The organism is Rhodococcus sp. NPDC058532 (genome assembly GCF_042719255.1).
Taxonomy (GTDB): Bacteria; Actinomycetota; Actinomycetes; order Mycobacteriales; family Mycobacteriaceae; genus Rhodococcus_G.
Map to the genome: position 1 here is coordinate 164373 of NZ_JBHXNU010000001.1, position 13322 is coordinate 177694.

General features: G+C 71.0%; 8 protein-coding genes. 7 read left to right on the forward strand and 1 reads right to left on the reverse strand.

Features of this window, described 5'->3' with window-relative positions:
• Positions 1-58: 58 nt before the first annotated feature.
• On the reverse strand, positions 59-5545 hold the full coding sequence (locus tag ACFWQG_RS00765) for a carboxyl transferase domain-containing protein (RefSeq protein ID WP_378505660.1): 5487 nt from the start codon (positions 5543-5545) through the stop codon (positions 59-61).
• A 711-nt stretch (positions 5546-6256) separates the two neighbouring features.
• Here ACFWQG_RS00765 and ACFWQG_RS00770 point away from each other — a divergent pair.
• The 7 genes from ACFWQG_RS00770 (at position 6257) to ACFWQG_RS00800 (ending at position 13312) form a co-directional block, all read left to right on the forward strand.
• The gene (locus tag ACFWQG_RS00770) at positions 6257-7645 is read left to right on the forward strand and encodes a wax ester/triacylglycerol synthase family O-acyltransferase (RefSeq protein ID WP_378505661.1); all 1389 of its coding nucleotides are present in this window, start codon (positions 6257-6259) and stop codon (positions 7643-7645) included.
• A gap of 53 nt (positions 7646-7698) precedes the next feature.
• On the forward strand, positions 7699-7893 hold the full coding sequence (locus tag ACFWQG_RS00775) for a hypothetical protein (protein ID WP_378505662.1): 195 nt from the start codon (positions 7699-7701) through the stop codon (positions 7891-7893).
• Positions 7894-8035: 142 nt separating this feature from the next.
• The gene (locus ACFWQG_RS00780; protein ID WP_378505663.1) at positions 8036-8971 is read left to right on the forward strand and encodes a 4-(cytidine 5'-diphospho)-2-C-methyl-D-erythritol kinase; all 936 of its coding nucleotides are present in this window, start codon (positions 8036-8038) and stop codon (positions 8969-8971) included.
• Positions 8971-10749, forward strand: a complete 1779-nt coding sequence (locus tag ACFWQG_RS00785; protein WP_378505664.1) for an ABC-F family ATP-binding cassette domain-containing protein — start codon at positions 8971-8973, stop codon at positions 10747-10749. Before ACFWQG_RS00780 ends, ACFWQG_RS00785 begins: the two co-directional genes overlap by 1 nt.
• Before the next feature lie 118 nt (positions 10750-10867).
• Positions 10868-11359 carry a nuclear transport factor 2 family protein gene (locus tag ACFWQG_RS00790; RefSeq protein ID WP_378505665.1) on the forward strand — a complete coding sequence of 164 codons (492 nt, stop codon included), beginning with the start codon at positions 10868-10870 and terminating at the stop codon, positions 11357-11359.
• Positions 11360-11390: 31 nt separating this feature from the next.
• Positions 11391-12245 carry an SDR family oxidoreductase gene (locus ACFWQG_RS00795; RefSeq protein WP_378505666.1) on the forward strand — a complete coding sequence of 285 codons (855 nt, stop codon included), beginning with the start codon at positions 11391-11393 and terminating at the stop codon, positions 12243-12245.
• A 275-nt stretch (positions 12246-12520) separates the two neighbouring features.
• Positions 12521-13312 (forward strand): hypothetical protein, encoded by a 792-nt coding sequence (locus ACFWQG_RS00800; protein ID WP_378505667.1) that lies wholly within the window; start codon positions 12521-12523, stop codon positions 13310-13312.
• The last annotated feature ends 10 nt before the right edge of the window (positions 13313-13322 follow it).

The window sequence follows — 13322 nt, forward strand, 5'->3', positions numbered from 1 at the left end:
CGAACGGCGTCACCGGAATTCGATCCGGTGACGCCGTTCGGGTGTGCGGGCGGTGGTGCTACTGCGCGTTCAGCACCCTGCCCATGCCGCGCTCGACCGCGGCGACGAGCCGCGGACGCAGGTCGGCGGCGGGGACGATGTCGTGCACCGAACCGACCTCCTTGGCCCGCTCGATGTTGTGGATGGCCTCGAACTCCGCGGCCACCTCACCCAGCTTGGCGCTGCGGACCGCGGCCCGCTCGGCCGCCAGATCCACCCGCAGCTGGGCGCGCGCCGCGTCGTCGTCGGTGGCGGCGAGCCGCGCCTCGAGGCCCTGCACCGCCGGGTCGGCCGCGGTGCGGGCATTGACCTCACGGGTGAACACGACCGCCGCGGCAGGGGCGCCACCGAGGACCGACGCGAACGAGCCCTCGACCGCGAGCACCTCCATGTTCTCGTTCAACGCGCCGGAGAACACCACGAACGCGCCGCCGTGGTAGCGCGAGACCACAACGAACACGATCGGGCCGTCGAAGTTGACGATCGCGCGGCCAATCTCGGCGCCGTACTCGAGCTGCAGGTTGCGCAGCGACTCCGGGGAGCCGTCGAAGCCGGACAGGTTGGCCAGCACCACGACCGGTCGGTTTCCGGACGCCGCGTTGATCGCGCGGGCCGTCTTCTTCGACGACCGCGGGAACAGGGTGCCCGACGTCCACTGGTCCGGGCCGTCGGTCGGGAGGAAGCCCTTGCGGGCGATGGCCCGAGACTCGATGCCGACCACGGTGACGGCGTTGCCGCCGAGGTGTGCGTCGAACACCACGGAGGTGTCCGCGTCGGCCATGTCGGCCCACCGCTCAAGCACGGCGTGGTCCTGGTCGACGACGGCGCGCATCACCGTGCGGATGTCGAACGGCTTCTTGCGGTCCGGGTTGGTCTCGGCGGAGAAGATCTCGCCGACCGTGGTGAACTCGCTCGACGGGTGCACGTGCGGGAAGGAGCGCACATCCCGGTCGACCGGGTCGGTCGACTCGGCCTTGCGCGGGAACCGTTCCCCGGCACCGAGATACGCGTGCTCGTAGTGCGCGAACAGGACGCCGATCGCGGCGGTGAGATCCGGTGCCCAGTACTGGGCCTGGCCGTTCGGTCCCATCACGCGGTCGTAGCCGCCGATGCCGAAGTTGTCCTCGGCGGAGACGCCACCGGAGTAGTCCAGCGACTGCTTGCCGGTGAGCACCATCGCCGACTCCGGCGTCATCACCAGGATGCCCTTGGTGTGCATGAGCATGGTGGCCTCGGCGTTCCAGTACGGCTGGGCGCCGACGTTAATGCCCGCGACGATGACGTTGATCTCGCCGCCGTTCTGGGTGAACGTGATGATCCGGCGCAGGCCGCGCGAGACCCAGTCCATGTTCTCGGTGCCGGACTGCATCGAGATGGTCGCACCGGACGAAAGCGCAAACCATTCCACCGGTGCGCCAAGGGATTCGGCGAGGTCGATCGCGGCGACGACGCGCGAGCACTCGGCCTCGGCGACGGTGCCGAGGGCCTTGGTCGGGTCGCCGAACAGCGCGACCCGGGTCATGCCGTCGGGGTAGCGCTCGGTCGGGGTGGTGACCAGGCCGACGATGAGGCCCGCGGTGTTGCGGCCGTAGGGCCGGTCGACCGGAACCAGGGCGCCGGTGCCGTCGAGGTCGTACTCGACGAAGCTGCCACCGGCGGCAAGGGCCGGGATCAGCTCGTACGGGTAGACGGTGCCTCGGGACTTGGACCGCTGGACCTTCTGGGTGTACTCGTCGAGCGGCTGGAGGGGCTGCGTCGGCGGCTCGGTGACCGCGACCTGCAGGCCCGCGCCGGACCGGTAGGAGAACCGGACCGCGACCTGACGCGGTGTCGCGGTCGGCGACTCCTGCAACCGGCAGAACATGGTGATCTGCTCGATGCCCGCGCCGACGGTCAGCGGCGCGACGTGCTTGGCGATCGCGGCGAGGCGGTCGGCGGCGACGTCGAGGCGCGGCCACACGTAGAGCACGACCCGATTGTTGTCGAGGCGGTTGCGGCCGCGACCCGCCTGCGCGTTGCGGATGCCGGCAAGGCAGGACGCGACGGCACGCTCGATCGCGGGCGCGGCCTCGATCGTGCCCGTCTCGTCGAACTGCAACGTCAGGTCCCGAACCTGAGCCATCGCGATCAGCCGCTCATCGGACGGGTTGTCCTTGGCAGCAAGGTGATACAGGTAGGTGTCCGCGGGCGCGGGCAGCCGGGTGCCGTTGAAGTTCTTCAGCCGCCACATGTCCAGGCGCTGCGCGGTCAGCGGGTGCATCCCGCGGATGATGCGGTCCTCGTCCAGTCCGCCCGCTTCCGCGGGGCGGAAGGTGACCTGACGCTGGGTGGTCATCGCACCGGGAACGGTGACGGTGACGGTGACCCGGCGCCACGGCGCGGACGGATTGTGTGCCAGCAGCAGCGACCTCAACTCCTCGGCGAGGGCGTCGTCGTCCGCCGGGGCGTCCCGCCAGGTCAGGTACAGGTCGGCGACCAGGTTGACCGGCGCGGGGCCCGCGGCGGCGTCGACCGCACCGAGCGCCTCGGTCAGCCGCGCGCGGTCCGCGGTCACCGACACCAGGTGCAGCTGCTCACCGGAGAGTTCGAAGGTGCCGGTGACACAGGGCAGTCCGTGCCCGTCGGCTGCCTTGACGTCGGACAGCCCGCGGATCTTGTAGTACTGCCGGGTGACCACCTCGAGCAGGTCAGCGGGCGCCGACCACGGCTCGGCGAGCAGGCCGACCAGCGGCTCCGGGGTGTCGACCATCGCGTCGATGCGGGCCGCGCGGTCGGTGGCGCCGGGCTGCTCCGCGAGGTACTGCAGGCTGCCGCGGACGCCGTCGTAGATCTGCTCGCGGGCCCGGCGGACCACCGGCTCGTCGAAGATCCGGAAGTGCAGGCTCCGGGCCATGTCCCCGATCAGCGGGTAGCGCAGCTGGGTTGCGACGATCAGCCGGTCCAGGACCTCCTCGAGCTCACCGGTCAGGTCGCCGCCGACGGGGCAGTCCCGAAGCCAGTGCGAGAGCAGCCCGGCGACGGCGGGGACCTGCGCCTCGAGGCGCTGCAGCGCGACGAACAGCCGGTGCACCGCCTCCTCGAGCTCGGGGGTCCGATCCAGTTCGGTGACGTCGTAGTGGCGCAGCGAGCGGGACAGCTTGGCGCGGAACGACTCCGGCAGGCCCTCGAGCTCGACGTCCAGCGAGTGCAGGAACGAGTGGAAGTGCTCGCGCGGGGAGTGCACCCGCTCGTCGGTGTCGTCGCCGTCGGTCGGGCGGTTCCGCGACAGCTCACACAGGTCGGCGAACGTGGTCAGCAGCGCGAGCTCGGCCCGCACCAGGGTGGGGTCGGATTCCGGCAGCCGGTCGCGCAGCGCCTCGTACTCGCCGCGCAGCGTCGCGGCGCGGGTGTCGTCGACGTCGAAACCGGTGATCGTCGCGGTGAGCGCGTCGAGCCGTGCCAGCGCCTCGGTGAGGTCGTCCCGGTCCCGCGCGGCGGGGGCAGCGAACTCGACCCGCGGGGCGGCGGTGGTGACGGTCTCCTCCGCGACCTGATCCACCCGCAGCAGCGCCGCACCGGCGTCGACCTGGGCGTTCACGGTGGCGAGGACCTCGCGGACGGTGCCGGCGTACGGCGCCCGGATCGCGGTCTCCATCTTCATCGCCTCAAGCACGACGAGGGTGTCGCCTGCCTCGACCTCGTCACCGACGGCGACGGGCAGCGCGACAACGACCGCGGGCGAGGGCGCCCGGACGACGCCCGCCTCGTCCTGGCTGATCTGGTGGCTGATGCCGTCGACCTCGACGAGGTGGTGGGCGGGGCCGGTGACGGAGACGACGTGGTGGCGCCGCCCGCCGACGACGAGACGCCGCTCGTACTCGCCGAGCCGGTCCACCTCGACCTCGACCGCACCGCTGTCGCCGTCGACGCGGTAGCGGTGCGGGCCGACCTGGCCGACCTCGAACTGGTACGCCTGGCCCTGGTAGCTCAGCTCGACGCCGCGTCCGAGGGTGTTCTTGGTGCGGGGCCGTCCGCCGCGGGCGGAGGTGAGGAAGGCGCTGCGCTCGCGGGCCTCCTCGGCGTCGTAAACGCCGATGGCGGTGGCGAGCAGCGCGATCGCGGCGGCGGGCGTCGGGCCGTTCGCGGTGCCCGTGCCGGTGCGGTCGAGCCAGCCGGTGTCGGCGGAGGCGGTGACGACCTCCTCGCGGTCGAGCAGGTCGAGCAGGAACGACTTGGTGGTGGTGCCGCCGTCGAGGACCACCGTGGTCTCGCGCAGCGCGGTGCGCAGCCGGGCGAAGGCCTCGGCGCGGTCCCGGCCCCAGGCGATGACCTTGGCGACCATCGAGTCGTAGTCGGGCGGGATGACGTCGCCCTGCGCGATGCCGGTGTCGACACGCAGCCCGGAGCCGAGCGGGAACTTCAGCAGCCGGACGGTGCCCGGTGCGGGAGCGAACCCGTTGTCGGCGTCCTCGGCGTTGAGCCGGGCCTCGACCGCGTGACCGAACTCGGTGGGGCACTCGCCGACCAGCGGGCGGCCGGATGCGACCTGGATCTGCAGCTTGACCAGGTCGAGTCCGGTGGTGAATTCGGTGATCGGGTGCTCGACCTGCAGGCGGGTGTTGACCTCGAGGAAGGTGAACACCTGCTGGGAGGGCTGGTAGAGGTACTCGACGGTGGCGGCGCCGCAGTAGCCGGCGGCCTTGACCAGCTCCGCGGACACCGTCCGGAGCTGGGCGGACTGCTCGGCGGTCAGCAGCGGGGACGCGGATTCCTCGATGACCTTCTGGTTCTTGCGCTGGATGGAGCAGTCCCGGACGCCGGGCGCCCAGACGTTGCCGTGCGCGTCGGCGATCACCTGGACCTCGACGTGGCGGGCCTCGGTGACCAGCCGTTCGATGAAGACGACCGGGTCGCCGAACGACCGTTCGGCCTCGCCCTGGGTGCGTTCGAGGGCGAGCTCGAGCTCCTCCTCGGCGTACACCTTGCGGATGCCGCGGCCGCCGCCGCCGGAGCGGGCCTTGATGATCAGCGGGTAGCCGATGGCCTGGGCGTGCCTGCGGGCGTCGGCGCGGGTCTCGACGGGGCCGCCGGACCACGGGGCGACCGGGACGCCGACCTTCTCGGCGAGCAGCTTCGCCTCCACCTTGTCGCCGAGCAGGCGCATCGCCTCGGCGGACGGGCCGATGAACGTGATCCCGAGCCGGGCGCAGACCTCGGCGAACGCCGGGTCCTCGGCGACGAAGCCCCAGCCGACCCAGACGGCGTCGGCGCGGGCCTCGACCAGGGCGCGCTCAAGTTCGGCATGGTCGAGGTACGGGGTGGCCGCGGTGGTGGAGGGGCGCAGGGTGACGCCCTCGTCGGCCTGCCGGACGAACATCGCGCGCCGCTCGGCGTCGGTGTGCAGTGCGATGACGGTGATGGCCGCGTCACCGGACGCCGAGGCATTCTCCGCATTGATCTCCCGGACCGCACGGATCAGGCGTACCGCCGCTTCCCCCCGGTTGACGACTGCAATTCGTCTGAACATCTGGTTGGCCACCGTTCCTCGTACCTCGTTTGTTCACAGTTGTCGTCCACGCGCGTGCACGGGCACCCGATGCGGACAGGCCGCGACCGCGACAAACCACATGGCGACGAACCTCGGGGCTTGAGCGCGGGACGCTCGACTGCCCGTGACGGGACGGACGGCCGCTGGATCACCGGCACACCGAGCGGGCGGAGGTCGTCGCGGTCGACGGTCGACCGGTGGGATTCCGGTGCTTCCTCCGGTGCGTGAACGGCGCTACCGATAAGCCAGCATGCATTATTTCGGTGGCGCTGTCATGTCGTTACGGGTCACTCAACATCGTTTTGCCGCAACGGTATTCGCATACAGATCGGGTGGGGTCGGCGTTCCCGAATGGCTACTTTCGAGTAGCTTTGCGCGTACTCGTCAGTAGCGATCCGCCACGCGCCGCGATCCCACCGCGTGGGCTTTCTGTGACCCGGAGTAGCGCGGTCGGCGCCGCACCTGGTGTCGCCGCAGGTGAGCGCCGCGCCGGGCGCCCGTGCGGCTTCCGTCGACGCGGGCGTTCGGTGCGCGGATCGACGACACGGAGCATTCTGAACGTTCGCCCAGGTGGTGACCTAGCGCTCGATGCTGTAGAAAAACAGCATCATGATCGAACCGTGACCATTATCACATTTGTTTGTGACCCGAGGTGACGTACATCACCACACCGGACCTGATTGGTTGACCATGCTCCTGCCGATGGCCCCCACCGACTCGATGTTCCTGCTCGGCGAATCCCGGGAGCATCCGATGCACGTCGGCGGACTGGTCCTGTTCGAGCCGCCCGAAGGCGGCAGTGCCCGCGACGTCCGGGACATGCTCGACGCCGCACTGGAGCGTGACTGGGTCTCGCCGCGGCTGCGGTCTCGCCCGCGTCGATCCCTGACCACCCTCGGGCAGTGGGGCTGGGAGACGGAGGAGCAGATCGACCTGGCGCATCACGTCCGGCACGATGCGCTACCCCAGCCCGGTGGTGTCGCCGAGCTGATGACGCTGGTGTCGCGCCTGCACGCGAGCCTGCTCGACCGGGATCGGCCGCTGTGGGAGATGCACCTGATCGAGGGCCTCGCGGACGGACGGTTCGCCGTGTACACGAAGATCCATCACGCCCTTGCCGACGGTGTCGCGGCGATGCGCTTGCTGCGGTCGGCCCTCAGCGAGGATCAGGACGCCAGGGACATGCCCGCGCCATGGGAGCCGGCAGCGCCGAGGCTGGAGCTGGTTCCGGCCGCGGCGGCGGAGGGCGCGGCCGACCTCGCTGGCGCGGCGGCGCGGGCGGCCCGGGCGGCGATCGGTGAGGCGATGGGGTTGGTGCCCGCGCTCGTCGACACGGTCGATCGGGCGGTGCACGGGCGCGGCGGAACCCTGGCACTTGCCGCGCCGTCGTCGCTGCTCAACGTGCCGATCGGCGGTGCCCGGCGGTTCGCGGCCCGGTCGTGGCCGCTGGAACGGCTGCGGCTGGTGGCCAAGTGCGCGGACGCGACGATCAACGACGTGGTGCTGGCGATGTGCGCGGGTGCCCTGCGGACCTTCCTCGCCGACATCGACGCGCTGCCCGCCGAACCGCTGCACGCGATGGTGCCGGTGTCGCTGCGCAACGAGCAGCACCGGGGCGGCGAGGGCAACGAGATCGGCATGCTCACCTGCAATCTCGGCACCCATCTCGCCGATCCCGAGGAGCGGCTCGGTGTCGTCCGGGCGGCGATGGCCGACGGCAAGGACGCGATGCGGTCCCGGAGCGCCACCCAGATCCGGGCGATGAGTGCGCTGGGGGTCGCGCCGCTGGCGCTGGGGATCGTGCTGGGCCGCCACAGTCCGATCCGCCCGGCGAACGTGATGATCTCCAACGTGCCGGGTCCGCGCGCCCCGCTGTACTGGAACGGCGCCCGGATGACCGCGCTGTACCCGCTGTCCATCCCGGTGGACGGGCAGGCCCTCAACATCACCTGCACCAGCACCGACAGCGAGATCGCGTTCGGCCTCACCGGGTGCAGGCGCACCGTTCCGGCCTTGGCTCCGCTGCTCGACCACCTCGACACCGAACTCGCCGAACTCGAACGGGTGGTGGGCCTGTGACCACCTGCGTCCATTCCGGCGGGTCCGCGACCTCGGCAGGAAGGAGTTCCGACATGGACCACAGCGCACACGGCAGGCACCGCCCCCGCCGCGGTGACACCCGCATGCGATCGTCCACGGTCATCGCGCTCACCTCCGCGGCGGTGGCCGCGACGCCAGCCGCGGTGATGACCGGGTCGGCGCCGCTGGCGCTGCTGATCGCGGGAGGAACCGTCGCGGGGGTCGGCCTCGCCGGTGTCATGATCTGAGCCGGATCGACGAGATTCGCGGCAGCACAGGTGACTTCGGTGTGGCAGTGATCCCGGCAGGTCGCCCGCGGCGCGGCCGATGTCCAGCGGCCGTGCCCGGTCCGGTGCTGGGCCCGGGTGGCCTCCACTAGGCTGGGTCCCCGTGCTGTCCGTAGTTCCGCGCCCGGTGACCGTCCGTGCGCCGTCGAAGGTGAACCTCCACCTGGGAGTCGGTGACCTGCGCGAGGACGGCTATCACGACCTGACCTCGGTGTTCCAGGCGCTGTCGCTCGGGGATGACGTCGTGCTCACCGAGAGCGAGACCCTGTCGGTCCGGGTGCGGGGCGAGGACGCGGCGGCGGTGCCGACCGATCGCAGCAACCTGGTGTGGCGGGCCGCCGAACTGCTCGCCCGGCGGGCGGGGCGGTCCCCGGAGGTCGCGATCACGATTGTCAAGGGGATTCCGGTTGCGGGCGGGATGGCCGGCGGAAGCGCCGACGCGGCGGCGACGCTGGTCGGGCTGAACGAACTGTGGCGGCTCGGCCTCGATCGCGACGAGTTGCTCGTGCTCGGCGCGGAACTCGGCAGCGACGTCCCGTTCACGCTGCACGGGTTGACCGCGCTCGGGACCGGCCGGGGCGAAGAGCTGCTTCCGGTGCTGTCGCGCAACAGTTTTCACTGGGTGCTCGCGCTGGCAAAGGGCGGGTTGAGCACGCCTGCGGTGTTCGCCGAACTCGATCGGCTGCGCGCGGTGGGCGCCCCGCCGCGGATCGGCGGTGCCGAGGACCTGATTCAGGCGCTCGCCGCGGGGGATCCGGGCCAGCTCGCCCCGCTGCTCGGGAACGACCTGCAGCCCGCCGCCCTGTCCCTCAAGCCGGAGCTGCGACGCACGTTGCGCGCGGGGACCACCGCGGGCGCGCTGGCGGGCATCGTGTCCGGCTCGGGCCCCACCTGCGCCTTCCTCTGCGCCGACGCGGACTCCGCGGTCGCGGTCGGTGCCGAACTGGCGGGGGCAGGCGTGTGCCGCACGGTCCGGGTCGCGCACGGGCCGGTGCCCGGCGCACGCATCATCGACGACGAGCGGGAAACGGAACACTGATGGCGAATCTGATCAACCTGGAGCAGGTGTCGAAGTCGTTCGGCATCAAGCCCCTGCTCGACTCGGTCTCGCTCGGCGTCGAGGAGGGCGAACGAATCGGTGTCGTCGGCCTCAACGGCGGCGGCAAGACCACGATGCTCGAGGTGCTCGCCGGTCTCGAGGAACCCGACTCCGGCCGGGTCAGTCGGGTCGGGGATCTGCGGATGGCGGTCGTGACCCAGCGCGGTGTCCTCCCGGCGGGCGCGACCGTCGCCGACGTGGTGCTGGCGCCGCTGGGGATGGCCGAGCACGAGTGGGCGGGTGACGCACGGATCCGGTCCATCCTCGCGGGCATCGGCATCGACGCGGTGGGACTGGACCGGGGCGTGGAGGGGTTGTCGGGCGGGGAGCGGCGTCGGGTCGCGCTGGCCGCGGCGCTGGTGCAGGACCTGGACCTGCTGGTGCTCGACGAGCCGACCAACCATCTCGACGTCGAGGGTGTGCAGTGGCTGGCGGAGCACCTGCTGTCCCGGCGCAGCGCACTGGTCGTCGTCACCCACGACCGCTGGTTCCTCGACACCGTCGCCACCCGGACCTGGGAGGTCGTCGGCGGCAAGGTCGAGAGCTACGACGGCGGCTACAACGACTGGATCTTCGCGCGCGCCGAACGGGCCAGGCAGGCCGACGCCGCCGAGGAGCGCAGGCAGAACCTGGCCCGCAAGGAACTTGCGTGGCTGCGCCGCGGCCCGCAGGCACGGACGTCCAAGCCCCGGTACCGGGTCGAGGCGGCGGAGGCGTTGATCGCGAATGTGCCGCCGCCGCGGGACACGGTCGCGCTGGCGTCGTTCGCCAAACGCAGGCTCGGCCGCGTCGTCATCGAACTTGAGGACACCCGGCTGACGACCCCGGACGGCCGGGAACTCGTGCACGACCTGACCTGGCGGCTCGCGCCGGGTGAGCGGGTCGGTCTGGTCGGGGTCAACGGGTCCGGCAAGACCACGCTGCTGCGCACCCTGGCCGGTGAGCTGGAGCCGGCGGCGGGTCGGCGCATCCAGGGCCAGACCGTCGCGATCGGCTGGCTGCGGCAGGAACTCGACGACCTGCCCACCGACATGCGGGTGCTCGACGCCGTGAAGGACGTTGCCGAGCGGATCACGCTGGGGGACAAGGACATGTCCGCCGGTCAGCTGGCCGAGCGGCTCGGTTTCACCCCGGCACGGCAGCGCACCCCGGTCGGGGACCTGTCCGGTGGCGAGCGTCGCCGCCTGCAGCTGACCCGGGTGCTGATGGGCGAACCCAACGTGCTGCTGCTCGACGAGCCGACCAACGACCTCGACATCGACACCCTGCAGCAGCTCGAGGACATCCTCGACGGCTGGGCGGGCACCCTCGTGGTGATCTCCCACGACCGGTACCTGATCGAGCGGATCTGCGACTCCACCTGGGCGCTGTTCGGCGACGGCAGGCTGACCAACCTGCCCGGCGGCATCGAGGAATACCTGCGCCGCAGGGCAGCCGTTGACCGGGCGGCCGCGCCGGGTCCGGCGCCGGTCAGTGCGCCAACCACGAGTTCGGTGCGGGACGGCGCGGCCGACCGGGCCGCGCGCAAGGAGTTGAGCCGGATCGAACGGCAGGTCGCGAAGCTGTCCGATCGGGAGGCAACGCTGCACGCCTCGCTGGCGGCGGCCGCCACCGATCCGGGAGAACTGCAGAAGCTGGACGCGGAGCTGCGCGCGGTGGTGGCGGAGAAGGAATCCGCGGAGGAACGCTGGATGGAGTTGGCCGCGGATCTCGACTGACGACTCCACCGGGTGAATGACGGCGGACGTGTTCGGTGCGCCGGCGGGCGGGAAGACGACTAGGCTGACGGGCGGGTCGGTCCTGGCGTTCATGGTCCCGTCGTGAAAGGCGCGCGTGATGGATCTCGAGGCACTCGCGGAGATTACGAAACTCAAGCATCGCTACACGCGGGCGCTGGACACGAAGGACTGGGAGCTGTTTCGGGAGACGCTGCTCCCCGACGCCACCGCCACCTACGGTGAGCACCTCCGGTTCGAGGACCGGGATGCGTTGTGCTCGTTCATGGAGATCACGCTCGGACCACACGTGCTGACCGAGCATCTGTGCGGGCAACCGGAGATCGACATCACCGGCGACTCCGCGGCCGGAACGTGGGTGCTCGCGGACACGGTGATCATCCCGGAGGACGGAATGCTGTTGCGCGGTGCGGCCTTCTATCACGACCGCTATGCCCGCGACGAGTCCGGCGAGTGGCGGATCGCGCACACCGGGTATGAACGAACCTACGAACTGGTGATCTCGCTTGCCGACATGCCGAGCCTGCAGTTGACCTCGAACCGCTGGGCAATGGCGATCACCCCGCAGGCCGAAGCCGAATCGCCGTCGTGACCGGCGCGGCGCGGCGATGCACACTCGACGGATGATTTCCGAGATCGTCACCCGCGCTGCCCTGCAACCGCTCCCGTCGCTGCGCACCCTCACCTCCGCGGTGCTGCCGGGCCGCGGCCACCCGATCCGCGGAACCCGGATCCTGCTCACCGGCGGGTCCTCCGGTGTCGGCGAGGCCGCGGCGACGGCCTTCGCCGACCGCGGGGCCGAGGTGATCCTGGTGGCGCGCGGCGCCGACGACCTGGCGGTGGTGCGGGACCGGATTCGGGCCGCAGGCGGGGCCGCACACAGCATCCCGTGCGACCTCACCGACCCGGATGCGATCGCCGACCTGGCGGCGCGGGTCGACGCCGAGCACGGGCCGCTGGACGTGCTGGTGAACAACGCGGGCCGCTCCATTCGGCGGCCCGTCTCCGAGACGGTGGACCGGGTCCACGACTTCGAACGCACGATGGCGCTCAACTACTTCGGTCCGGTGCGGCTGACGCTGGCCCTGCTGCCGGGGATGCTCGACCGGGGGCGGGGGCACGTCGTGAACGTCGCGACGTGGGGCGTGCCCGGTGGCGTGATGCCGAAGTTCGCGGCCTACCACGCGTCGAAGGCCGCGATCGCCGCCTTCGGTCGGGACCTCGGCGCGGAGGTCGCCGGCCGCGGGGTCGCGGTCACGACGGTGCACTTCCCGCTCATCCGGACCCCGATGATCGCCCCGACCGCGGACTACGACGCGATGCCAGCGCTCACCGCCGACCAGGCGGCCTCCTGGCTGGTCGACGCCGTCCGCACCCGGCCGGTCGAAGTGATGCCGGGCTACGCCGAACTGCTCCGGCTCGTCGGCTCGGTGTCGCCGAGCATCGCCGACGCGCTGGTGCGCCGCACCGGGATCTGAGCCGGTAGATCCGCCGGGACACGCCGCCGCCCACCCGAATCGAGTCTCGACGGTGTCCGATGGTGAACTGTCGACATTCACCTGGCCTGGCGAAAGTCATTCCAGTCGTGGCACATTCGCGGGGTGACGGAGTGGTCTCGGCGTGCCGCGTACCCGGCGCAGGCCGATCGGTCGTGTTACGTTTCACCACCGTAGGCGCCTACAAGTCACGAATCCGCAACCACGAAAGCCTCGCGGAGGCGTGTGCCTTCCCGAGCGAAGACGTTGGAGGACGCATGGCGAAGTGGAACACTTGGATCGGTGGGGCCGCGGCCGCATTCGCGGCGGCAGGGCTCGTCGCCGCGGCGCCCCCGGCGGCAGCGCAATCCCTGGACATGGGCAGTCTCGGGGGCAGCGCCGAGGGAAGCAGCTGGACCGGAAACTCGACCGGCAGCCTGTTCTGCGGAACGACCACGGTGTATCCCTTCCTGCAGTGGGGTTGGCATCCCGACAGCTCGAGGGCACCGCAGTTCGCCGAGAACCCCGAGGGTGTTTCGGGCGGGACCGGCGCGGGCTCGCTCGACGTCGGGGTCGACGGACCCTCGGACGTGGTCGCCTTCCTGCACCCCACCCACACTGCACTTGTGCAGGCCGAGGGTCTGGGCATGGATATGTTCCTCGACGGTAATGTCGGGCCGTCCTACCAGCTGCGGGTGATCGGTGCCGAGCGCACCGACTCCGGCGGCGACGGCCACGACGTGGGATTCACCTCGCTCGTCTGGGAGCCGCGCTACAACGGTGGCAATCCCGCGGCCGGGCAGTGGAAGAGCTACTCGAACCTCGAGGACGGTCAGTGGTGGAGCACCCGCGATATTGCGGGGACGAGTGGACGTACCCCGGTCTCGCTCCAGACCATCAAGGATGCCAACCCCGAGGCCCAGATCACCAACTACGGGGTCCAGGTGGGCTCCGGGGCGGCGGCAAGCACGCAGTTCGTGGACAAGATCCGGTTCGGATGCACGACCTGGGATTTCGAGACCCTGTCGGGCTTCAGTTCCGGTAGCGACGGCAGCAGCGGGAGCAACTGACCGCAGCCGC